This is a genomic window from Citrobacter sp. wls718 (genome assembly GCF_005280945.1).
In the GTDB taxonomy this organism is placed as follows: domain Bacteria; phylum Pseudomonadota; class Gammaproteobacteria; order Enterobacterales; family Enterobacteriaceae; genus Citrobacter; species Citrobacter gillenii.
On the sequence record NZ_SZWV01000053.1, the window covers coordinates 66,245 to 87,989 of the forward strand.

At 50.2% G+C, this 21,745-nt stretch carries 21 protein-coding genes and 1 pseudogene; 13 read left to right on the top strand and 9 right to left on the bottom strand.

Annotated features, from left to right (window positions below):
- Nucleotides 1-102 precede the first annotated feature (102 nt).
- A complete protein-coding gene (gene fumC / locus FDW95_RS10685; RefSeq protein ID WP_096757122.1) occupies nt 103-1,506 on the top strand; it encodes a class II fumarate hydratase in 1,404 nt (467 codons plus the stop codon).
- Here the strand turns inward: fumC and tus are convergent.
- Both tus and rstB read right to left on the bottom strand, forming a co-directional pair.
- Nucleotides 1,503-2,432, bottom strand: coding sequence for a DNA replication terminus site-binding protein (gene tus, locus FDW95_RS10690; RefSeq protein ID WP_115258551.1), 930 nt, complete (start codon nt 2,430-2,432; stop codon nt 1,503-1,505). The genes fumC and tus overlap by 4 nt on opposite strands.
- Before the next feature lie 73 nt (nt 2,433-2,505).
- Nucleotides 2,506-3,808 (bottom strand): annotated as a pseudogene (rstB, locus tag FDW95_RS10695) (two-component system sensor histidine kinase RstB).
- A gap of 909 nt (nt 3,809-4,717) precedes the next feature.
- On the opposite strand from rstB, the gene FDW95_RS10700 reads away from it, so the two are divergent.
- The 7 genes from FDW95_RS10700 (at nt 4,718) to FDW95_RS10725 (ending at nt 8,951) form a co-directional block, all read left to right on the top strand.
- On the top strand, nt 4,718-4,999 hold the full coding sequence (locus FDW95_RS10700) for a hypothetical protein (RefSeq protein WP_137363495.1): 282 nt from the start codon (nt 4,718-4,720) through the stop codon (nt 4,997-4,999).
- Entirely contained in the window at nt 4,983-5,195 is a 213-nt protein-coding gene (locus FDW95_RS10705) for a hypothetical protein (RefSeq protein WP_115258549.1), read from the top strand. Before FDW95_RS10700 ends, FDW95_RS10705 begins: the two co-directional genes overlap by 17 nt.
- Nucleotides 5,195-5,446: a hypothetical protein gene (locus FDW95_RS10710; protein WP_137363496.1), complete on the top strand. Its 252-nt coding sequence runs from the start codon at nt 5,195-5,197 to the stop codon at nt 5,444-5,446. Before FDW95_RS10705 ends, FDW95_RS10710 begins: the two co-directional genes overlap by 1 nt.
- Nucleotides 5,447-5,616: 170 nt before the next feature.
- The gene (locus FDW95_RS23180; RefSeq protein WP_170972988.1) at nt 5,617-5,772 is read left to right on the top strand and encodes a hypothetical protein; all 156 of its coding nucleotides are present in this window, start codon (nt 5,617-5,619) and stop codon (nt 5,770-5,772) included.
- A 456-nt stretch (nt 5,773-6,228) separates the two neighbouring features.
- The gene (locus FDW95_RS10715; RefSeq protein WP_096757119.1) at nt 6,229-6,681 is read left to right on the top strand and encodes an SgcJ/EcaC family oxidoreductase; all 453 of its coding nucleotides are present in this window, start codon (nt 6,229-6,231) and stop codon (nt 6,679-6,681) included.
- Between the two features lie 289 nt (nt 6,682-6,970).
- The gene (locus FDW95_RS10720) at nt 6,971-7,801 is read left to right on the top strand and encodes an aminoglycoside phosphotransferase family protein (RefSeq protein ID WP_115258547.1); all 831 of its coding nucleotides are present in this window, start codon (nt 6,971-6,973) and stop codon (nt 7,799-7,801) included.
- 121 nt (nt 7,802-7,922) lie between these two features.
- Complete coding sequence (locus FDW95_RS10725; RefSeq protein ID WP_115258546.1) at nt 7,923-8,951, top strand: HoxN/HupN/NixA family nickel/cobalt transporter; 1,029 nt, start codon at nt 7,923-7,925, stop codon at nt 8,949-8,951.
- Between the two features lie 57 nt (nt 8,952-9,008).
- Here FDW95_RS10725 and FDW95_RS10730 read toward each other — a convergent pair whose 3' ends face one another.
- Both FDW95_RS10730 and rstA read right to left on the bottom strand, forming a co-directional pair.
- Nucleotides 9,009-10,361, bottom strand: a complete 1,353-nt coding sequence (locus FDW95_RS10730; RefSeq protein WP_115258545.1) for an L-cystine transporter — start codon at nt 10,359-10,361, stop codon at nt 9,009-9,011.
- A gap of 242 nt (nt 10,362-10,603) precedes the next feature.
- On the bottom strand, nt 10,604-11,347 hold the full coding sequence (gene rstA, locus FDW95_RS10735; protein ID WP_115258544.1) for a two-component system response regulator RstA: 744 nt from the start codon (nt 11,345-11,347) through the stop codon (nt 10,604-10,606).
- A 117-nt stretch (nt 11,348-11,464) separates the two neighbouring features.
- Here rstA and FDW95_RS10740 point away from each other — a divergent pair, with 117 nt between their 5' ends.
- Nucleotides 11,465-11,800, top strand: a complete 336-nt coding sequence (locus tag FDW95_RS10740) for a GlpM family protein (protein WP_096757114.1) — start codon at nt 11,465-11,467, stop codon at nt 11,798-11,800.
- Here FDW95_RS10740 and folM read toward each other — a convergent pair.
- From folM to ydgH, 3 genes are all read right to left on the bottom strand, one after another.
- Nucleotides 11,797-12,516, bottom strand: coding sequence for a dihydromonapterin reductase (folM, locus tag FDW95_RS10745; protein WP_096757113.1), 720 nt, complete (start codon nt 12,514-12,516; stop codon nt 11,797-11,799). The two genes, FDW95_RS10740 and folM, sit on opposite strands and share 4 nt — an antisense overlap.
- A 37-nt stretch (nt 12,517-12,553) precedes the next feature.
- Nucleotides 12,554-13,936: an amino acid permease gene (locus tag FDW95_RS10750; RefSeq protein WP_096757112.1), complete on the bottom strand. Its 1,383-nt coding sequence runs from the start codon at nt 13,934-13,936 to the stop codon at nt 12,554-12,556.
- A 186-nt stretch (nt 13,937-14,122) separates the two neighbouring features.
- Entirely contained in the window at nt 14,123-15,067 is a 945-nt protein-coding gene (gene ydgH, locus FDW95_RS10755) for a DUF1471 family protein YdgH (protein ID WP_096757111.1), read from the bottom strand.
- Nucleotides 15,068-15,592: 525 nt separating this feature from the next.
- Here ydgH and pntA point away from each other — a divergent pair.
- Together pntA and pntB are read left to right on the top strand one after the other, a co-directional pair.
- Entirely contained in the window at nt 15,593-17,122 is a 1,530-nt protein-coding gene (pntA, locus tag FDW95_RS10760) for a Re/Si-specific NAD(P)(+) transhydrogenase subunit alpha (protein ID WP_096757110.1), read from the top strand.
- 10 nt (nt 17,123-17,132) lie between these two features.
- Complete coding sequence (gene pntB, locus FDW95_RS10765; protein WP_096757109.1) at nt 17,133-18,521, top strand: Re/Si-specific NAD(P)(+) transhydrogenase subunit beta; 1,389 nt, start codon at nt 17,133-17,135, stop codon at nt 18,519-18,521.
- Between the two features lie 79 nt (nt 18,522-18,600).
- On the opposite strand, the gene FDW95_RS10770 is transcribed toward pntB, so the two are convergent.
- Entirely contained in the window at nt 18,601-19,635 is a 1,035-nt protein-coding gene (locus FDW95_RS10770) for an AI-2E family transporter (RefSeq protein ID WP_115258543.1), read from the bottom strand.
- Between the two features lie 414 nt (nt 19,636-20,049).
- On the opposite strand from FDW95_RS10770, the gene mdtJ reads away from it, so the two are divergent.
- Together mdtJ and mdtI are read left to right on the top strand one after the other, a co-directional pair.
- Nucleotides 20,050-20,415: a multidrug/spermidine efflux SMR transporter subunit MdtJ gene (mdtJ, locus tag FDW95_RS10780; RefSeq protein WP_170972989.1), complete on the top strand. Its 366-nt coding sequence runs from the start codon at nt 20,050-20,052 to the stop codon at nt 20,413-20,415.
- Nucleotides 20,402-20,731 carry a multidrug/spermidine efflux SMR transporter subunit MdtI gene (gene mdtI, locus FDW95_RS10785; protein ID WP_040233868.1) on the top strand — a complete coding sequence of 110 codons (330 nt, stop codon included), beginning with the start codon at nt 20,402-20,404 and terminating at the stop codon, nt 20,729-20,731. Before mdtJ ends, mdtI begins: the two co-directional genes overlap by 14 nt.
- 35 nt (nt 20,732-20,766) lie before the next feature.
- On the opposite strand, the gene FDW95_RS10790 is transcribed toward mdtI, so the two are convergent.
- Nucleotides 20,767-21,588, bottom strand: a complete 822-nt coding sequence (locus FDW95_RS10790) for a serine protease (protein WP_115258541.1) — start codon at nt 21,586-21,588, stop codon at nt 20,767-20,769.
- Nucleotides 21,589-21,745: the final 157 nt, after the last annotated feature.

The following is a 21,745-nucleotide window of genomic DNA, read 5'->3' on the forward strand; positions in this document are numbered from 1 at the left end:
CCACCAAACGAGGGTTCCATCCTCGTCAATACTCATAAGACCAATGGCAAATGGGCAATGTCGAAACATAACCTAATCAATTGTTAATATAAGGAGCAGGTCATGGTAACGGTACGCCGCGAAAATGATTCAATGGGGGCGATTGAGGTTCCGGCCGATAAACTCTGGGGCGCACAAACCCAACGATCGCTGGAGCATTTTCGTATCTCTACGGAGAAAATGCCGGTCTCGCTGATCCACGCGCTGGCGCTCACTAAACGTGCTGCCGCGAAGGTAAATCAGGACCTCGGGCTGCTGGCGGCAGAAAAAGCGAACGCCATCATGCAGGCGGCAGATGAAGTGCTGGCTGATAAACACGCTGACGAGTTTCCGCTGGCTATCTGGCAGACCGGTTCCGGTACGCAAAGCAATATGAACATGAACGAGGTGCTGGCGAACCGCGCCAGCGAACTGCTGGGCGGCGTGCGGGGGATGGAACGTAAAATACACCCCAACGATGACGTCAATAAAAGCCAAAGTTCAAATGACGTGTTCCCCACGGCGATGCACGTTGCCGCACTGCTGGCTCTGCGTAAGTCACTTATTCCACAATTGAATGTTTTAATTGAAACACTGAGTAAAAAATCCCACGCGTTTGCAGATATTGTCAAAATTGGCCGTACGCATTTGCAGGACGCTACACCGTTGACGCTGGGTCAGGAAATTTCTGGCTGGGTGGCGATGCTGGAACATAACCTGAAGCACATAGAAAACAGCCTGCCGCATGTGGCTGAACTGGCTTTGGGAGGAACGGCCGTCGGCACCGGACTGAATACACATCCTGAATATGCTCGCCGGGTCGCGGATGAACTGAGAGTGATCACCTGTGCACCGTTTGTCACCGCGCCGAATAAATTCGAAGCGCTGGCCACCTGTGATGCGCTGGTACATGCCCATGGTGCACTGAAAGGTCTGGCTGCATCGTTAATGAAAATTGCCAACGATGTGCGCTGGCTGGCGTCTGGTCCGCGCTGTGGTATCGGCGAGATAGCGATTCCTGAAAACGAGCCAGGCAGCTCCATCATGCCTGGTAAGGTCAACCCCACACAATGTGAAGCCTTAACTATGCTGTGCTGTCAGGTAATGGGCAACGATGTGGCTATCAACATTGGCGGAGCCTCCGGTAATTTTGAGCTTAACGTCTACCGACCGATGGTTATCCATAATTTCCTGCAATCAGTTCGTCTGCTGGCAGATGGTATGGAAAGCTTCAATGCGCACTGCGCGACCGGCATTGAGCCCAATCGCGAGCGCATTGACCAGTTGCTCAATGAATCCCTGATGCTGGTGACTGCCCTGAATACCCATATTGGGTACGATAAAGCCGCGGAGATCGCCAAAAAGGCCCACAAAGAGGGACTGACGTTAAAAGCCTCGGCGCTGGCGCTGGGCTACCTTAGCGAAGCCGAGTTCGACAGTTGGGTGCGCCCGGAACTGATGGTCGGAAGTATGCGACCGGGACGTTAATCTGCCACATACAGGTGCAGCCGGGGAATAATCAACCTTAGCGGCTGCGCCTGCGGTTTGAAACGGTGTTGAACGTTGTCGGCATCGTAATTCAGCAACTCGCCGATGTCCGGCACACTCATACCATTATCGTTATTAATCAGTGCAATCAGCGGTGTCGGACATGCATATTGCACTTGCTTTTGCAGCCCTTTGTACCAGACGCGGGCGATGGGTTGGACTTTCACCGGTCTTTTTATCTTCAGTTTCGCCTGTTGCGGCAGGGCGGCAATGTCCTGATACTCGCGCTCCAGACGGGCCTGCCACTCTTCGCGCGTCCATGGATGTACGCTGCGCGGTGAATTCAGGCTCTTTTCCAGTTGTTCCAGTACCTCATCGCGTTTCAGGTTTTTAATAATGTGTTTATTGGCCCAACCGAATCGCAGGGTCGCAGGTTCTCTGACCACCGTCAGCGTTCGATAAGCATTGAGGGTGATGAGTCCTGGTAAATGACGATGCACCCATTCGAAACGTGCGGCGGGTGGCAGACCTGAATCCACCGTCACAATATGCTCAAAGGTTGTTTTCAACTGGTTGATACGCTGAATTTGCGCTTCCAGCGTCGCCTGAGAAGGGCTGTCGACCTGATAGCACAACACGCCGGGTAGGCGCACGGCAGCTTTGCTGCTGCGATTCTCGGACTGCTGCTGAATAAACAGGTGGCGATAGTGGCGCAGCGCCAGACTTTCAGCTTCTTTACCTAAATGTTGTTTAACATCGATGGCCTCCAGCAGGGCGTGCTCCGACTCTTTTGCGATTTCTGGCAAGGAGAACACGCGGGCAATCAGTAGCGTGTGTTGCTGCAGATTTTCAGTGAATTGCGCCAGTTCTTGTTCCATCTGGCGAAAAGTGCTGTTCAGACGTTCAACGAGATCGTAACGAGCCATAGAGTTACCATTTTAGTTACAACATACTTTTTTATAGCACACCCAACGTTACCTGACCACCGAGCCGTAGGGGTCAAGTAGCGGAAAATTCAGGAATGTTATGCCAGAGGGGCCAGCTAAAGGTGAAACGCGCGCCGCCGAGCTCGCTTTCGTCACACATCACCGTACCGCCCATGGCCTGCGCAATCGAGTGGACGATGGCCAGCCCGAGTCCGCAGCCGCCCGTGGCCCGGTCGCGGCTGGGATCGAGACGAACAAACGGTTCAAAAACTTGCGCACGGGCGTCAGGTGGAATGCCGGGGCCATCGTCTTCGACGATCAGCATCGCTTGATTACCCTGTAGCAGCAGACTGGCGTGAACCGTAGACTGGCAGTAGCGCAGGGCGTTGTTGAGCAAATTATCCAGGACGCGCTCCATCAGGCGCATATCCAGCGCACCGTAATCACCGGAGGTTAGATGGCGCAGACGCACCGTACGGTCAGGATTAACGCTTTGTACATCGTCCAGATGGGTGGTAAGCCATACCGGTAGGTTTGGTTCCGTGAGGTTTAACTCATTCTGTGGCCGGTCGAGTCGCGCATAGGTGAGTAACTCTTCGATGAGCGCTTCCAACTGGCTAATATCACGATTCAGCGCCTGGGATTCCTGTTCGCTGAGGTTATCGCTCATCTCCAGCCGGTAGCGTAAACGCACCAGCGGTGTGCGCAGCTCATGGGCGATGCCATCAATCAGCTGTTTTTTGCTGGCAATGAGCGCATTGATATTGTCCGCCATTTGGTTGAACGCCACGCCGAGCCGCTCAAAACTGGAACCGCTGTCAAAATGCAGCCGTTCACTCAGGTGTCCTTCACCAAACCGTTGCGCCGCCGCTTCCAGCCTCAACATCTCCTTCCAGTGCGGACGCATCCAGATAAGCACCGGGAAGGCCAGCGAAATGGCGATGAACGCCATCAGCGCGACGTCCAGCAAGCGCATTTGATGCAGAAAATAGAGATAGGGAACCGGGCCGACGGCAAGGACATAATGGCTGCGAGGAATACGCTGAATAAAGGTGTACTGGTCGTCGAGTGCCACAATATCACCCTCGCGCAGACGCTGCTGGGTAGGGACATCCAGATGGTATTTATTCAGCGGCTCCACACGCAGATCAAACGAGAGGTTTAAATCCATCTCTTTCAGCGTCTTCCCCCACTCATGGGGGGGGGATCTCGCGAAGCTCACTGCGCATCAAATACAAGGAGCTTTTCATTAAATCATCAAGCGACTGCCTGCCGGCGCGCTCTGCGGTGAATTTATATACCAAACCGACCAGCAGAGTCATCACCAGAAAGCAGACGAACAGCAACAGGTAAAACTGTACAAACAGCTTCTTCATAACAAATCACCGGACGCTCAATAAGTTAGCTAATACGCTTTTGCAGTCAGGGGCATCACCCACTGAAATAGAGGCAGAGTTATTCCTGCGGACTCCACCAGGCGCACTTATCTCGGTAGAGTACACGGTATATATCCTTTCTGCATGCTCATGGCTCATCAGTGTGGCAAGTCTGATGACTGAATCTGCCTTAAGGTTAGTTTCCATTAAGCCTGCTTGAGAGTGGCTGCAGAATCCACATACGCCGAATGTCCGCTTTCGCGTAAAGCGGATGCCCTGTTGATATTGGAAGAAAAGTCATCAGAAACTGTCTTCCCGTATCAGTCAAAAGCGTCATAGATACAACTGTGTCCAGTATTCTACCGGATTCATTACTTGAAACCGGGTACTGAGGTACCTGCTAATGACATATCAAAATATAATCTTCAATTTATTAGGTTGAAAGAAAATTATTACGATTTATCAGGTTCTTATTGTTACCATTACAACTTAATTCATCTGTTCTGACAATAGGGCAGTAGGCAACCGGTGTATACGGAAAACGTTATACATTAGGATTGCGAAAATCATCATGAGATAAACTCTTTTCGTAAGATAACATTATGTTTTTAAAGGCAGAGTTCGAGGGGTGTCCATAAATGGATACTTTGCGTAGTTGATTCCTCATAAAAGGGAAATGATAATAACACTCTCGCAAGCTGCACTTTTAAATATTTGCTATAAATGAAATGTGATTGTGTTAAATATAGAATAATCTATATTTCTCTCTGGTTTTTATATGACTATAGAAAATAGGTGAATGGAATTCACTTTTAGTCACTATGTTATGTATGGTTATTTTATTATATGCTATCGTTGTTATATAAAAATTACTTAATTGTTAATGACTACTCCTGTGGTGTAATTAAAATGAATATTAAAACAATCTTTGGTGGTGCGATAGCTGTGGCATTAGTTGTAGTCCTAAAAATAGGATTAAAAGTGGGGGCGGTTGCTGCTCTTTTTGGTGGTTCCGTGATTGCACACAATGCTTACGAGAGCCGTGTTGCTGAAGTGAAGCAAGAAGTGGCCCGTTTCAATGAAACTCATACTGACAGTAAATTTGAAGTTGATGAAAATAACAAACTATTTGTAGAACATTTTAAAAGCCCTGGTATCACAGAGCAGGTTGCCTATGATCATTATCAATGACCCTCAGTCAAAGGAGGCATTTGATAAAGGTATGTTGAAAGATAAATATGACACCATTCGTTCTAATCAGGCTCATGATAGCGAATGGACCAATAATTTTCTTATAAATCAGGGGTGGTGTCAGGTAATGTCTTATGAAACGATGATGGGACGACAGTTTGGCACATGGCGTATCTGTAAAGAGGATATGAACTAATGGGTGCTATATTAAGTGTCATAGGATTAATTCTCTTTCGTTTTGGAATAAGTTCATTTGAGAATCTTGATTCATCTCAAGTGATTATTTGTTTTTTTCTTTTCATCGTTTTTATTATGATTGTAGCTATGGGTTTAGCATTAATATATGCGTGTTGTATTGTTATCAAGGAGAAGTTAAGTCCTCCATCCTATCAGCAATCTATTGATGAAATGTTTAGTGAAATGTTTGAGAAAAATGATTTAAGATAGTATGAATAAAATAATTTCAGTATTTTAAATGCTGATGAAGCGCTGTGTCACGTGTAGAGATTTGCTACCCTTTAGTAAATGACTGAGATTTAATAAAAGGGTATCATACCTCATTGAAATAAGTTAATTGGAACATTGAAAAATTAACAGCTTGTTAGCGAGAAATCAAAATGAGCGCAGAAGCAGCTGTCAAAATCGTTGAGCCCCGGACGGCTAAGCTGGAACCACGTGGCGGTAAGTCGCCAATGCACTGGGATGACATTGCGGCAATGCTGGAGCGTGAAAATTCAGTGGGTTATCAGATGGTAATGGTTAACTACAGGTAATGAACGCAGAATAACGGGTTGCGTGACAATGTCACAAAATGGGTGAAAGGTATCTGCGTAAAAACAAACTGCCTGACAGGCTACCGGTGTAAAAGATGTGTCAAACGGTTGTCGCCTCCCGGTTACATCGGCCATTAAGCAGCCAGCAACGAACTCTTCAGTCTCTGCACCACCTGTATGGTCCTTATGATCACTTCCCTGATGAGAAAAGCGTACAGAAAGTGCGTGATTGCTAAACTATAATTAACCAGGAAGTTGAACAGTCTCTACCCGTGGCGATAACACAAAAATCTCTTATAACTCCTTCGTATTGAATACCCTTTCCCTCACGGATTCTTTATTTTCACACACAGCGTATGTTGATGATTCCCATTGATAATGACATGCCATGCGATTTTTATAGCCTGGTTATCAATGGTTCAGCATTGCCATACGATCACGAATGGATTGATTAAAATGAAGAAATTATTTGGTCTTATTGCTTCACTGACCCTTCTGTCTGGCCCGGTTTTTGCGGTGTCGGCACCTGACTGCGTGAAGGTCGATAACGCTCAAATCGAAGCGCTATTTGATAAGTGGAACGCATCGTTAAAAACGGGCAACGCGAAGACGGTTTCAGAAAACTATCTCAGCGATGCGGTGTTACTGCCAACGGTATCCAATAAAGCCCGCTTAACGGATGCTGAACGCATTGATTATTTTGAGCATTTTCTGGCGAAGAAACCTACCGGAAAAATTGATACTCGCACTATTCGTCTGGGGTGCAACAAGGCGATAGATACCGGTACCTACACATTTACCTTCGCCGATAAATCTACCGTTTCAGCACGATATACGTTCACTTACGCATGGGATGGAAAAGAGTGGAAAATCTCCACCCATCACTCTTCGGCGATGCCTGAGGGGTAAAAAAAGTGCAGGGGGCGAGAATTCAGCGCTCCCTGTTTTTATCGATGATGTGATTTTATTTTATTCTTAATTCTATGGCGCAATTGACCGTAAAACAGCATAAACGATCTGTTTTTTAAGCTGACGTTTGCCTCTTTCTCGAGGGCTGTATTTTTCAACCTAGCATAAAATTCTGTATAGGTGTAGGTGTCGCCCTGACCCGTCATCGTTATAATGCGGTAAAAATCTCGCTAATGTTCCACCAGCGATTCACTCAGGCTGAAGAGGGTGGCATTACTTTGGAAAGCATATGTTCAGTACCTGGTTAAGCCGCTGGAAACTCATCCCTGATGGTGCTCCCATCGTGACTCATACATCGTATCTGCTACCCGTGACAACAATTCACGGTGGCAAGAAAGCCATTCTTAAACTCACGGATGATGACAGTGAGCGAACCGGTTGTCAGTTGATGACCTGGTGGAACGGGAAAGGGGCGGCGAGGGTGCTGGCTCATGAAAATGGGGCGATTCTGTTAGAACGTGCCACAGGGACACAATCGCTGACGGATATGTCCCGGGAAGACCAGGATGCGCGAGCCTGCCGCATCATTTGCCAAACTGCCCGTCGACTCCATGTTGCGGCAGATACCTCAACACCGCTGCTCACGCCGCTTGAACATTGGTTTCGCGATCTTGAGCCGACAGCGCAACGTTTTGGTGGGATCATGCTTCGTTGCGCGCAGGCAGCCAATGTGCTTTTCTCCACTGCGCAAGATGTCGTGGTGCTGCACGGTGATTTACACCACGGTAATGTGCTTGATTTTGCAGAGTCTGGATGGCTGGTTATCGATCCGAAAGGGTTGTTGGGTGAGCGTGGGTTTGATTACGCCAATATTTTCACCAATCCCGATCTTGCCGATCCTGGTATTGGCATCGCCATTGATCCATCGCGGTTCACCCAGCGCGTCAACATCGTTTCAGAGGCTGCCGGACTTAAACGCGAGCGTCTTCTTCTGTGGATCGCGGCATGGTGTGGACTTTCATCCGCCTGGTTTCTGCAAGACGGGGGCACTGCGGCAATAACCCTGCACGTGGCGGAGCTCGCGTTTGCTGAACTGGACTCAGGGTCTCTGCAACTTTGATCTACGACACACGTCAGTAATTTTAAACCGTTATCATTAGGCTGATAAATATTTAGATTACCAATCAGTAAATGGCGGGTTAGGTTGTGTCTCTTATGAATAAGTTAATGGGCCGAAAACAATGAACACGTTGTTTTCAGTGTGCAAAAAACGTCCGGATATTATGCTGCTGGTGGCGATTTTGGTCGGGGCAAACATTGTGGCGTGGCTGTGGGCTTTCACGGTGTTTAGTCATCATACCTCGCTTCTGGCGCTGAGCTTGGTCGCCTGGTGCTACGGTTTACGCCACGCCGTGGATGCCGATCATATCGCCGCCATCGACAGCGCAACCCGCAAACTGATGCAGCAAAAAAAGCGCGCATTGACCACCGGGGCATGGTTTTCTCTCGGACATTCCACCATTGTGGTACTGGCAAGTATTGGCATTGCCCTCACTACCAGCGTGTTTAAACATCATATGGCGTGGTTGCAGAATGTTGGGGGCGTGATCGGTACGGCCGTTTCTGCAGCGTTCTTGCTGATTCTGGCGACCATCAATCTGATTATCTTCTGCCAGGTATGGAAGGCATTCCGTCATTTAAAACGTACGGGCACCTATTACGGAACCGCGGAAGAAATCACGATTTCAGGGCCTCTGAGTTGGCTCTTCCGCTCGGCCTTTAGGCTGGTGGGGAAAGACTGGCATATGTATTTTGTCGGCTTTTTGTTTGGGTTGGGTTTTGATACTGCCACAGAAATTTCGCTGTTAGGCATTTCTGCTTCAGGTGCTTCCAGTGGGATGTCCATCTGGTCCATTCTGGTGTTTCCGGCATTGTTTACCTGTGGCATGGCGTTAATTGATTGCCTCGACAGTATCCTGATGGTCGAGGCCTACGGCTGGGCCTTTAATAAGCCGCAGCGAAAGCTGTATTACAATATGACAATCACCGGAACCTCGGTGATTGTGGCGGTATTTATTGGCGGGCTGGAAGCGTTAGGATTACTGTCCGATGCGTTTTCACTTCAGGGCGGAATGTGGGATACGGTAAGTAATATGAGTGACCACATGGGTAATGTTGGTTTTATGATTATTGCTGTATTTCTCGGTTGCTGGATCCTCTCCGCGCTGAATTATCGCTGGAAAAACTATGACAGGTTGATGCTCAGCTAACCTAAATAAAGCCTTCCTGTCAGCGGGAAGGCTATTATCTGGCACTGCTCTGAACGGTTATTCAGCGTTGCTGAGCGATGTGGACGGTTGCTGCGCGGACGTTTCTTTACGCAATATTCGGTTAGCCAGCACGCCCGACATCATCGAACCGTTGACGTTTAATGCAGTCCTCGCCATATCGACAATCGGCTCAATAGCAATAAAAATCCCCACCAGCGCGACCGGAAAATTCAGCGTGGAAAGCACAATCAGTGCGGCAAACGTCCCACCACCACCGACGCCCGCCACCCCAATCGATCCCAGCGCAATCGCCGGTAGCATCGCGAGCAGAAAATGTACCGACAGCGGATCGATGCCCATTGTCGGTGCAATCATTGCCACCATAATCGCAGGGTAAATCCCGGCACAGCCATTCTGGCCCATGCTGGAACCAAATGAAGCCGCGATATTGGCAATGGTATTTTGTACGCCAAATTTTTCCTGCGCGGTAATGGCCAGTGGAATAGAGGCAGCGCTGCTGCGCGAAACAAACGCAAAGGTTAAAACCGGCCACACGGTTTTAAAATAGCGCACAGGATTGTTTCCGCTAAGCAGCAAAATTAGCGCATGCACGATAAACATCATCAGCACGGCAATGTAGCAGGCGGCAATAAAGCCTAACAAACTGGCAAATTGTTCAAACCGATAAGCGGAAAATACGCCAGCCATTAATGCCATCACGCCATAGGGGGTGAGGGCAATAACGATGCGCACCATTTTCATCACCCAAATCTGGATGGCGTTAATGCCCGCGCTTAATTTTTCACCTTCTTGCGGTGCATCTTGTTTTACTTTTAATAATGCTACCCCGGCAAGCAGAGTGAAAATCACAATACCAATAACAGAAACGCTTCTGGCCCCGGTAAGATCGAGGAAGATATTGGTGGGGATCAGCGAGGTGACTAGCTTAGGCAGTGAAACGGCGGCTGTTTTACTCACATCCTCAGCCGTCAACGTTGACTGCATATGGCCAAACGCGCTGGCATCCAGACCTAAAACGTGGGCGGTGAGCAGGCCAACAAATCCGGCGATCATCACCAGGCAGAGCATGCTCCCTACGATAGTGAGTGACATTTTGCCAATTCCGGCGCTATTTTCGAGCTTATTAATCGCCGACAGGATAGAGATAAAGATTAGCGGAACCGCAACCAGTTTGAGTAAATTGACATAACCGTTACCGATGACGTTATACCAGTCGATAATTGTTTTGCTGTTGTCGGCTGCAATAAAATGCAGGGATAAGCCAATAACGGCACCGATAAAAATGGCAATGAAAACGCTTTTGGACAGGGAGTGACTTTTTTGGTCGATTCTGAATACAGCCCATGAACAAACCAAAAATAACGCGATATACGCGAGAGTAACGAACATAATGTAGCCTCTTGCCTCATTCAGCACCTGAAATGCCGGAAAGAGAGTGTATTTTTGAAATAAAACGCTGAGCCATAGTGGCTCAGGACCGGGACGGATTATAGGGAGGGGGACCACTGACAGCCACACAAAAAGTGTGGTTCAGACCGAGACGAGGTCTTTATGCTTATCCTGTAGACGATTTGCGTGACAGTGTAACGTTAAATGGCGAATTGGGCTGGGTTAAAACCAGCCTTGCGGGGTTATTTGCGTGGTTCATCATCCCAGGCGTGCGGGGCAAACAAATAGCCTTTATTACGGATGGTCTTGATGCGGTACGGCTCTGTGGCGTTATCCAGCAGTTTTTTGCGCAGTCTGGAAATCGCCACATCAACGCTGCGATCCATCCCGTCATAACTCACACCGCGCAGATTTTTCAGCAACGCATCACGATCCATAATGTGTCCTGCATGGGTTGCCAGCTCCCACAGTAGTTCGAAATCGGCGGTAGAAAGCGAAACGGGGTCACCAGCAAGTAGCACGGAACGATTGGTTGGGTCGATAGTTAGCGTACCAAAGCGCAGTATGGTATGCGGCGTAAGGGTGGCCGCCTGAATACCTTTTGACTGCGTCGAATGTTCGTTCTGGCGTAAATGCAGGCGCAGGCGGGCCAGCAGCACCGCCGGCGGCGTCGTTTTCAGAATGTAGTCACAGGCTCCCATTTCGAGCGCCAGTATATGGTTCATATCGCTGTCGAGAGACGTCAGCAGAACAATTGGACCCTGCCAGCGCCCGCGCAAATCACGACAGATGGTCATTCCGTCTTTACCAGGCAGCATAATGTCTAACAACACCAGGTCGGGTTGAACCTGCAGGACCTTCTCTTCGGCTAAATCGCCGCGCGGTTCAAGGATGACCTCGATATCATGCCGGGCCAGGTAGGCGGCAATCAGCGAACCGACTTCAGGATCATCTTCAACAAATACGATGGTGTTCATATCATTCATTTTGATTATAAAGTGCCAACATACACCGCCCCTGTTTTTCCTTCCATTAATCTTTTCTAAACGAGAACGCTTCCGTTATGCTAGGGGCTGATGTTATTGATGTGTTAAGGCAAAGTGATGGGGTTACTTATAAAAGCGGCGCTGGGTGCGCTGGTGGTGGTGTTGATTGGCGTGCTGGCTAAAACAAAGAACTACTATATTGCCGGATTAATTCCGCTGTTCCCGACTTTTGCGCTGATCGCTCACTATATTGTGGCCAGCGAGCGCGGTATTGAAGCGTTACGCACCACAATTGTCTTCAGTATGTGGTCAATTATTCCCTATTTTGTCTACCTTGTTTCACTGTGGTACTTCACCGGGTTTATGCGCCTGCCCGTCGCGCTCGGCGGGGCGGTAGTCTGCTGGGGCCTGAGCGCGTGGTTGCTGATTATTTGTTGGGTAAAACTGCACTAACGCAGGTGGCGACCGCCATCCAGGGCAAAACTACGCCCGGTGACAAAACAGCTGGTCAACAGATAATCGATTAACTCAATGACCTCTTTCTCGCCGGGCGCGGTTTTCATCAGTGACTTGTTCAGAGCCTGCTGACGATATTCGGCGTCGTCATCTTCGTTAAACAGAATAAGCGATGGGGCGATGGCGTTCACTTTGACTTCTGGTGCCAGTTTACGCGCGAATGAGCGGGTCATGTTGTCCAGTGCAGCCTTGCTGGCGGCATACGCGATATGTTTGTCGCTGCCGCGCTCGACGACGTAATCTGTAAAATGGATGATGTCGCCGGCGGCGTGGCCGTGGCCGCGCAGCAGGCCTTCCAGCGCGTGGTTTAGCAGGTAGGGCGTGTTGACATGGATCTGCATCATGCTGGACAACACGTCAGACAGCGGTTTACCGGGTTTTTCTGCAACCCAGGCGCTGGCATTGTGCACGATGGCGCGTAATCCATCCGTTCGGTTTTTTACGTCATCAGCGAAGGCCAGCACGCCGGCATCGGTCGAAAAATCGGCCTGAATGCACACCGCGCCGGCTTCTTGCAGACCATCAATCGATGGATAATGCGTACGATAGCTGATAATTACCGGCTGTTTTTGATTCAAAAAATGCCATGCAATTGCGAGGCCGATGCGACGGCCTGCGCCGGTGATAAGTATTGGCAGGGGCTTTTTACCCATCGTAATCTCCATTAACATCAAACGATGGGTATGACGTTTACCCCATCAACATCCAGGTAGCCGGAACGGCGGCGACCAGTAGCAGGCCGATCAAAACCAATTCCTGGCGGTTCAGCACGTTATCGTGCGTGTGCGTTTTTCTGGCGTAAAGAAAGACCAATAATCCTGGCGCATACAGCACCACAGACAGCAGCAGGTGCATTGGGCCAGAAGCATATAATAACCATAAGCCATAAATGCAGGCACCGACACCAACAGCCTGATGAATCGGGCGGGTGGCGATTTTCAGCAAAAATGCGCCAACGAGAAAATAAGGCACCAGAATCATCTCGGAGGCAATCGTCAGCAGCGTATTATAGTCAGAGCCTGTGAGCCAGATCAGCACCAGACACACCTGTACGCAGATATTGGTGAGCCACAGTGAAGACGACGGTGCACCTTGCGCATTTTGACGTGCGAAAATGCGCGGGAACGCTTTGTGCGTCGATGCCAGAAACGGCACTTCGGCTGCCATAATCGTCCAGCTTAAATAGGCACCACAGACGGAAACTATCAGACCGGCCGCAATAATAATTTCACCCCATGGCCCCATCATTTTGACCATTAGTCCGGCCATTGACGGGTTACGGATTTCAGCCAGTTCCGGGCGAGCAACCACGCCAAGGGAAAGTAGGGTAACCAACAGATAAACACCCAGCGCGGCCAATACCGCCAGCAGCGTGGCGCGACCGACATCGCGTTTATTGCGGGCACGTGCTGACACTACGACCGCGCCTTCTACCCCGATGAACACCCACAGCGTGATGAGCATGGTGTTTTTGACCTGTTCCCAGACCGGAACACCCAGCGCAATACCGGTAAAATCCAGGGTAAAGGTATCAAGCTTAAACAGCATAAAGGCCAGCACGACAAACAGACCCAGCGGCAATAATTTCGCCAGTGTCGCTACCAGGTTAATGCTGGCGGCGGTTTGTACACCGCGTAATACCAGAAAATGGACCACCCACAGCAGCACTGAGGCCCCGACGATAGACTGCCAGGTATTTCCATCGCCAAATAAACGCAATTCAGGCGTATCGGTGAAGAAGCTGAGTGCGGAAAAAACGATCACCAGATAAGAAACGTTGGCGATAACGGCACACAGCCAGTAACCCCATGCCGAGCAGAAACCAATCAGTTCGCCAAAACCTTCACGGGCGTAGGTAAAAATACCGCCGTCCAGATCGGGACGGATGCGCGTCAGGATGAGCATGGCAAAGGCCAGCAGGAGAATTCCCGCGCCGGTAATCGCCCAACCAATCAGTAATGCGGCCGGGCTGGCAACCGCTGCCATATTTTGTGGCAGGCTGAAAACGCCCGCGCCGAGCATTGAGCTTAAAACCAGCGCGGTCAGTGCGCTCAGACCCAATTTCTTTTCCATTTGTATCCAGTGACAAAAACGAGAGTGAGAGAATAATTATTTTGGCAAACCGCATAAAAATGGAGGAAGCCACTAAGGCGCGGAATTTTACGGAGAGAAGGGAGCGCATGCAATGGGCATGGGGAGATTTGTGACTAAAAATGCGAAAGGCGGCAAAAAGCCGCCTTATATTGTTACTCGTGACCGTTATTTATACAGATCGGCACTGATGGTCACGTTGTTACCACGTTCCTGCCACTGGCGGGTAATGTGGTAGTACTTGGCGCCTTTTTTCGCGGCACGTTTAGCAACCTGATAAGAAACTTCAGTCATGTTTCCGTAGTTACCGGTGAACTTGATGCTGTCAAACGGCACCATCATAGCGGCGGTTGCTTTGTTCAGTTCTTCTACTTTCGTACCATCCGGAAGCGTGACAGTGTAACGTCCACCTTTGGTTGACTGCGTTTCGAAGAAACGACCTACTTCTGCACTCGGAGATGCGGTGGTAGCTACGCCCGGGATCTCAACTTTCTTCGCGGCTTCGCCACCGGCTGCTAATGCTGCACGTCCGGCATCAGAATCAGCTGGGATGGCGTCAGGGCTTTGTACAACACGTTTTTTCGCATCGGCTTTATAGACAAATGCGGTAATACGCTGGTTGCCACCCTGGTTAGCATCGACCTGACGGACAATATAGAAAGAGTAAGCCCCTTTCTCTCTCGCCGCTTTGGTGATGGCGTCGTTGACTTCAGGCTGGCTACGGTAGAAACCCTGCACCGTGACGGTATCGTACGGTTCCAGCAACACGGCCTGATCTTTGGGTAATTCTACAACACCGTTGATGACGCGATTTTTGTTAGCTTCCGCTTTTTCTGCGTCGGCTTTATAGACGTCGGCAACAACACGCCAGTTACCGCCGCTGCCAAAATCTGAGGTATCAACAACGTAAAAGGAGGCTGCACCGTCTTTATCTGCACGGCGGGATACGGCGGCAACCGCATCACCGATAGCATTAAAACGGCCGGTCACCACAATGCGGTCATAGGGTTTCAGGGCAGCCGCTTGCTCCGGCGTCAATTCTGTCGCTGCATTTACAGAAAAAGCAGTCGCAGAAAGAAGTGCGGACGCCAGGAGAGTGTTCTTAAGCTTCATAAAAATAATCCTTCGCCTTGCGCAAACCAGGTACTGGTATTGTTATTGACTAGAAACGTGGCTGATTATTGCATTTAAATTGTGTCAGTGTCTGCGTCATTTTTCACTCATCGTGCCAGCCGTCGTAACAACATCGATAACATTTCGTGATATGTCTAAAAATTCGGCATTTCAGCGCTAAAACTGATAAATCGGTTGAATTTCATAAGTTAATTTAATGTTAATCAATTGTTCCGTGGTGGCGCTTAATCATGTTTTGCCGCTTGGCTTGAGCGATTTATCGGCCTTTGCGGGCTATTTCAAGGGCATTATCCCTGTCTGCGGGTTAATTCATCCCGGTTTTGCGAATTTCATAATAAATACTGTTTTTTGGCGCTAGATCACAGGCGTTAATTTCAGTAGGTTATACAGAGTTTGTTACTGTTTTATTTTGTTGGGGTAACACTTACCTCTTACGTAAGTGCGCGCAGGCCGCTTGCGAACATTGATAAACCATCATCAAAAATACAGATGGAAGGGAACATTATGCGAATTGGCATACCAAGAGAACGGTTAACCAATGAAACCCGCGTAGCAGCCACACCGAAGACGGTTGAGCAGCTGCTGAAGCTGGGTTTTAGCGTCGCGGTTGAAAGCGGCGCGGGTCAACTGGCAAGTTTTGACGACAAGGCGTTTGTGCAAGCGGGCGCGGAAATTGTTGACGGGGATGCGGTCTGGCAGTCAGAGATTATCCTGAAGGTCAACGCACCAGAAGAATTTGAGATTCCGTTGTTGAATCCGGGGACCACGCTGGTCAGTTTCCTCTGGCCGGCGCAAAACCCGGAGTTACTGCAAAAACTCGCCGAGCGCAATGTCACCGTGATGGCAATGGACTCCGTACCGCGTATTTCGCGTGCGCAGTCGCTGGATGCCCTCAGTTCGATGGCCAACATCGCCGGATATCGCGCCATTGTTGAAGCGGCGCATGAGTTCGGTCGCTTCTTTACCGGACAAATTACCGCCGCGGGCAAGGTCCCGCCAGCCAAAGTGATGGTGATCGGTGCCGGGGTGGCGGGTCTTGCGGCCATTGGTGCGGCCAACAGCCTGGGGGCGATTGTTCGCGCCTTCGATACGCGCCCGGAAGTGAAAGAACAAGTGCAAAGTATGGGCGCTGAATTCCTCGAGCTGGATTTCAAAGAGGAAGCGGGCAGCGGCGATGGTTACGCCAAGGTGATGTCCGAAGCGTTTATCAAAGCGGAAATGGAACTGTTCGCCGCGCAGGCGAAAGACGTCGATATTATCGTCACCACCGCGTTGATTCCGGGTAAACCGGCCCCGAAACTGATCACCCGTGAAATGGTTGACTCCATGAAAGCGGGCAGCGTGATTGTCGATCTCGCTGCGCAAAACGGCGGTAACTGCGAATACACCGTGGCGAATCAGGTGACCACGACCGAGAACGGCGTCAAGGTTATTGGTTATACCGACCTTCCGGGCCGTTTGCCGACGCAGTCTTCCCAGCTATACGGGACCAACCTCGTTAACCTGCTGAAGCTGCTGTGCAAAGAGAAAGACGGCAATATCACCGTGGATTTCGACGATGTGGTGGTGCGCGGTGTGACGGTGGTTCGCGAAGGTGAAATCACCTGGCCTGCGCCGCCGATCCAGGTTTCCGCTCAGCCTCAGGCGGCAGCAAAAGCTGCACCTGCACCGGTTGAAGAGAAAAAACCAGTCTCACCGTGGCGTAAATACGCCCTGATGGCGTTGGTGGTTATTCTGTTTGGCTGGCTGGCCGATGTGGCGCCAAAAGAGTTCCTTGGCCACTTTACCGTGTTCGCGCTTTCCTGCGTGGTCGGTTACTACGTGGTCTGGAACGTGTCGCATGCGCTGCATACGCCGCTGATGTCTGTGACGAACGCCATCTCCGGGATCATCGTTGTGGGGGCATTATTGCAGATTGGCCAGGGTGGCTGGGTGAGTTTCCTGAGCTTTATCGCGGTACTTATTGCCAGCATTAATATTTTCGGTGGCTTCACCGTGACTCAGCGCATGCTGAAAATGTTCCGGAAAAACTAAGGGGTAGCACATGTCTGGAGGATTAGTTACAGCTGCATACATTGTTGCCGCGATCCTGTTTATTTTCAGTCTGGCGGGGCTTTCTAAGCATGAAACGTCCCAGCAGGGTAATAACTTCGGTATCGCCGGGATGGCGATTGCGCTGATTGCCACGATCTTTGGTCCGGATACCGGTAACGTCGCGTGGATTCTGGTTGCCATGATCATCGGTGGCGCGATTGGTATTCGTCTGGCGAAGAAAGTCGAAATGACCGAGATGCCGGAGCTGGTGGCGATCCTGCACAGCTTCGTTGGCCTGGCGGCGGTGCTGGTTGGTTTTAACAGCTACCTGTATCACGAAGCGGGTCTGGAACCGATTCTGGTGAATATTCACCTGACTGAAGTGTTCCTTGGCATCTTCATCGGTGCGGTGACCTTCACGGGTTCTATTGTGGCGTTTGGTAAACTGCGCGGCAAGATATCCTCTAAGCCGCTGATGCTGCCGAATCGCCACAAGCTGAACCTTGCGGCGCTGGTGGTTTCGTTCCTGCTGCTGGTGCTGTTCGTGCGTACTGAAAGCGTGGGTCTGCAGGTTCTGGCGTTGCTGGTGATGACCATTATCGCGCTGGCGTTTGGCTGGCATCTGGTGGCGTCTATCGGCGGGGCAGATATGCCGGTTGTGGTATCGATGCTGAACTCCTATTCAGGATGGGCGGCAGCGGCGGCGGGCTTTATGTTGAGCAACGATCTGCTGATCGTTACCGGTGCGCTGGTGGGTTCTTCGGGTGCGATCCTGTCTTACATTATGTGTAAGGCGATGAACCGCTCCTTCATCAGCGTCATTGCCGGTGGTTTTGGTACCGACGGTTCTTCTACTGGTGACGATCAGGAAGCGGGTGAGCATCGCGAGATTTCCGCGGAAGAAACGGCAGAAATGCTGAAGGATTCGCACTCGGTGATTATCACTCCAGGCTACGGCATGGCGGTGGCGCAGGCACAGTATCCGGTGGCCGAAATCACCGAGAAACTGCGTGCTCGCGGCATCAAGGTGCGTTTCGGTATCCACCCTGTTGCCGGGCGTCTACCGGGGCATATGAACGTGCTGCTGGCGGAAGCGAAGGTGCCTTACGATATCGTGCTGGAAATGGATGAAATCAACGATGATTTCGCCGATACCGACACCGTACTGGTCATCGGCGCGAACGATACCGTTAACCCTGCGGCGCTGGACGATCCGAAAAGCCCAATCGCCGGTATGCCGGTTCTGGAAGTGTGGAAGGCGCAGAACGTCATTGTGTTTAAACGTTCAATGAATACCGGTTATGCCGGCGTGCAGAACCCACTGTTCTTTAAAGATAACACCCATATGCTGTTTGGCGATGCCAAAGCCAGCGTGGATGCGATTCTGAAAGCGCTGTAATTATTACTAACATGTCATACGGCCTCCTCGGAGGCCGTTTTTTTATGGCACATTCCGCTTATTAGTGAGAGAGGCGGCTTCACGCTTTATTGAGATCGCCCAGCAAAACGGCAATGCTTTGGCCGCCTTCAGTTTGCTCAAGTGCAATTTTAACGATGATGGTGAGTGGGACAGAAAGCAGCATGCCAACCGGTCCCAGTAACCAGCCCCAGAATATCAACGACAGAAAAACCACCAGCGTCGATAGCCCCAGTCCGCGTCCCATGATGCGCGGTTCGAGAATGTTACCGAATATCAAGTTAATCGCCAGATAGCCCGCCAGCACCACCAGGGCATCGTAAAATCCGCTAAACACCAGTACCTGAGCAATAGGGGGGATCGCCGCCAGCACGGATCCGATATTGGGGATGTAGTTCAGCGCGAAAGCCAGCAGTCCCCAGACAAATGCGAAGCGGACATCCAGTGCGGCCAGCATGCCCCAGGCGACCAGACCGGTGACAATACTGATGGCCGTTTTGAGGACCAGGTAGTGTGACACGCTGTCGATTGCGCGTTGAATAGCGGCCATTCCCTCAACGGGTCTGCTCATCATTTGTTTGAGTTTGCCGGGTAACTGTGGCACTTCCAGTAGCATAAACACGACGGTCAGCAGCAGTAAAAAGATAGATGACATGGCATTGGACAATTGCGTCAGCAAATTGGTCACCAGCGTCATCGCCGCATTAGGGTCGATATACTTCACGAGTTCGTCGACGGAAACACCAATTCCCGCGCGCTGCAGCCACGGTTCGATATTTTTCAGCGGGATAACCAGTGAAGAACGGTATTGCGGTAGCGTTCTCGCTAATTCATTTAAGGATGTCCCTAAATATGCTAAAAGCAGCACCATTAGCATCACAATAATAACCACCAGCAATGACACGGCTAATACTCGCGGAATGCGAAGTTTGACCATTCGCTGGACCACGGGATTAAGCACCACGGCAATAAATAACGCCAGAATAAAGGGGACAATGATATCGGCCGCAAAGCGGACGCCGGTCAGAATGATCACCAGCATGCCCAACATAATGACTAATTTTAGGCCGCTAAGCGTGATAATGGGTTTCGCCATGTTTATTCCTGAAGAGTTATCCTGAACCTGGATAATAGTGTGATCTGCCTCGAGTCGTTATAACAAAAATCAAACGAACCAGGTAAAGAAGTGAAAAGATTTTGAGTTCGTCTTGAACCTATGATACAAATTGCGTGTGTTTAACTACCGAGGACAATTATCATCCGCGATGACGAGAAGCAACACTGCGGATAATTGTAATATTATGGACAATACGTTCAGGATGTTTTTGCGTTTACCTACACTTCTTCGTACCTCTTCTACTTTCCTGCTTGCAGGTGAGCAACTCTGGCGCAACGCGCTTTAGTCCCTTCTTCTGCCTGAGCTGGCGTTATGCGCTGAGCTATCAGATTTTATTTTTTGGTTTGCTGCATGCGGTAAGCCCATAGGACTTTATTCTCTAGCAGGAGAAGTATCATGTTTTACTGGATTTTATTAGGTCTGGCCATTGCGGCTGAAATTACAGGTACGCTGTCGATGAAATGGGCAAGCGTAGGTAATGGTAATGCGGGCTTTATTTTAATGCTGGTAATGATCGCCTTATCGTATATTTTTCTCAGTTTCGCCGTTAAAAAAATCGCCCTCGGCGTGGCCTACGCGTTATGGGAAGGTATCGGTATTTTATTTATTACGCTGTTTAGCGTGCTGTTATTTGACGAAACCCTGTCGGCGATGAAGGTGGCCGGATTAGTCTCGCTAGTGTTCGGTATCGTGCTGATTAAATCAGGCACACGAAAGCCAGCAAAAGCGAGGGGCGAGGTGACCCATGCAGCAGTTTGAATGGGTTCACGGCGCCTGGTTGGGGATGGCCATCGTGCTGGAAATTGTCGCTAACGTTTTTTTGAAATTTTCCGATGGTTTTCGTCGTAAAGCCTATGGCGTGCTGTCATTGGTCGCCGTGCTGGCAGCCTTTAGTGCGCTGTCTCAGGCGGTAAAAGGCATCGACCTTTCCGTTGCTTATGCCCTGTGGGGGGGATTCGGGATTGCCGCCACGTTGGCCGCAGGCTGGGTGCTTTTTGGTCAGCGCCTGAATAATAAAGGCTGGATCGGCGTGGCATTGTTGCTGGCCGGTATGATCATGATTAAACTCGCCTGATAAAAATGCTGCCTGTATCTGCGGGCAGCATGTTGTTATCCCTTCGCTAACGCGTCCAGTTTATCGCGAAAACCGGTGACCGAAATCGCGCGGTTATCGGCCCGCCAGCGATCTTTCGCCGCCGGCGCGGAACTCTGCACACCAATCAATTGCCAGCCCGCATCTGTCTTCAGCATCAATGGGGAACCGCTGTCACCTGGGAGCGTGTCGCACTGATGAGACATGACGGTGTTTTGCGCCCAGCCGGTCACTACACAATCCTGATGCGCATACAGATCGTCCAGATGGTCTTCCGGGTAGCCTGACTGAGTGACTTTGCGATCGGCGGCTTTCAGCGCAGCGGTTAATGCGGTTTTATCGCCTTCATACAAGGGAAGCGGTGTAATTCCTGATGGGGGGTAACGCAACACCACCAGACCAAAATCCCAGGGTGCCGCAGAAGGGGGCACAATCCAGCCGTCGCCATCCGCTTTTAAGCGCTTGCCAAGTGAAGGATCAACCCGTGCCTCAATGCCGTGGATTTCATAGCGCCAGACGCCTTTTTTTGACACAAAGCGCAGCGCAACGGCTTTATCCGGCTTGCCTTTAGGGGGCGTTAACAGACAGTGCCCGGCGGTCAAGGCCAGATGCGGAGAAATGAGCGTGGCCGTACACAGGTTACCGCTGGCGGTTTCCAGTTGTCCGATGGCGTCCCAGGGAGATTGAGTCGGGTCTGGGATCTGTACGCGATCGTCATGACCAAAGAAGAGCGTATTAATGTCTTCAGCTTCAGTGGCAGGCGTTGCTGGCCGATCCGCATGCGCAACGACAGGAGAAAGACAAATAGAACCCAGTAATACCGCAATGGTTTTATGCATATCACACTCTGGTGGGGAATTATGATTATTAAAAGCAAACCCTCAATGAATACTATAGACGGGACGGTGGGAAAGTGGGAGTAAAATCAGGTAACTACACTCAGGAAAGATAAAAGTGCGTGGCAATAAGGCCGCAAATTATCAGTGTAATAAGAAT

Bases quoted from the DNA above. Each gene is read 5' to 3' on its own strand.
- pntA (WP_096757110.1), top strand. From the start codon at position 15,593: ATGCGAATTGGCATACCAAGAGAACGGTTAACCAATGAAACCCGCGTA.
- ydgH (WP_096757111.1), bottom strand. From the start codon at position 15,067: ATGAAGCTTAAGAACACTCTCCTGGCGTCCGCACTTCTTTCTGCGACT.
- tus (WP_115258551.1), bottom strand. From the start codon at position 2,432: ATGGCTCGTTACGATCTCGTTGAACGTCTGAACAGCACTTTTCGCCAG.
- FDW95_RS10720 (WP_115258547.1), top strand. From the start codon at position 6,971: ATGTTCAGTACCTGGTTAAGCCGCTGGAAACTCATCCCTGATGGTGCT.
- FDW95_RS10750 (WP_096757112.1), bottom strand. From the start codon at position 13,936: ATGGAAAAGAAATTGGGTCTGAGCGCACTGACCGCGCTGGTTTTAAGC.
- FDW95_RS10790 (WP_115258541.1), bottom strand. From the start codon at position 21,588: ATGCATAAAACCATTGCGGTATTACTGGGTTCTATTTGTCTTTCTCCT.
- folM (WP_096757113.1), bottom strand. From the start codon at position 12,516: ATGGGTAAAAAGCCCCTGCCAATACTTATCACCGGCGCAGGCCGTCGC.
- FDW95_RS10740 (WP_096757114.1), top strand. From the start codon at position 11,465: ATGGGGTTACTTATAAAAGCGGCGCTGGGTGCGCTGGTGGTGGTGTTG.
- mdtI (WP_040233868.1), top strand. From the start codon at position 20,402: ATGCAGCAGTTTGAATGGGTTCACGGCGCCTGGTTGGGGATGGCCATC.
- fumC (WP_096757122.1), top strand. From the start codon at position 103: ATGGTAACGGTACGCCGCGAAAATGATTCAATGGGGGCGATTGAGGTT.
- pntB (WP_096757109.1), top strand. From the start codon at position 17,133: ATGTCTGGAGGATTAGTTACAGCTGCATACATTGTTGCCGCGATCCTG.
- FDW95_RS10770 (WP_115258543.1), bottom strand. From the start codon at position 19,635: ATGGCGAAACCCATTATCACGCTTAGCGGCCTAAAATTAGTCATTATG.
- FDW95_RS10705 (WP_115258549.1), top strand. From the start codon at position 4,983: ATGATCATTATCAATGACCCTCAGTCAAAGGAGGCATTTGATAAAGGT.
- FDW95_RS10715 (WP_096757119.1), top strand. From the start codon at position 6,229: ATGAAGAAATTATTTGGTCTTATTGCTTCACTGACCCTTCTGTCTGGC.
- FDW95_RS10700 (WP_137363495.1), top strand. From the start codon at position 4,718: ATGAATATTAAAACAATCTTTGGTGGTGCGATAGCTGTGGCATTAGTT.
- FDW95_RS10710 (WP_137363496.1), top strand. From the start codon at position 5,195: ATGGGTGCTATATTAAGTGTCATAGGATTAATTCTCTTTCGTTTTGGA.
- FDW95_RS10725 (WP_115258546.1), top strand. From the start codon at position 7,923: ATGAACACGTTGTTTTCAGTGTGCAAAAAACGTCCGGATATTATGCTG.
- FDW95_RS23180 (WP_170972988.1), top strand. From the start codon at position 5,617: ATGAGCGCAGAAGCAGCTGTCAAAATCGTTGAGCCCCGGACGGCTAAG.
- rstA (WP_115258544.1), bottom strand. From the start codon at position 11,347: ATGAATGATATGAACACCATCGTATTTGTTGAAGATGATCCTGAAGTC.
- FDW95_RS10730 (WP_115258545.1), bottom strand. From the start codon at position 10,361: ATGTTCGTTACTCTCGCGTATATCGCGTTATTTTTGGTTTGTTCATGG.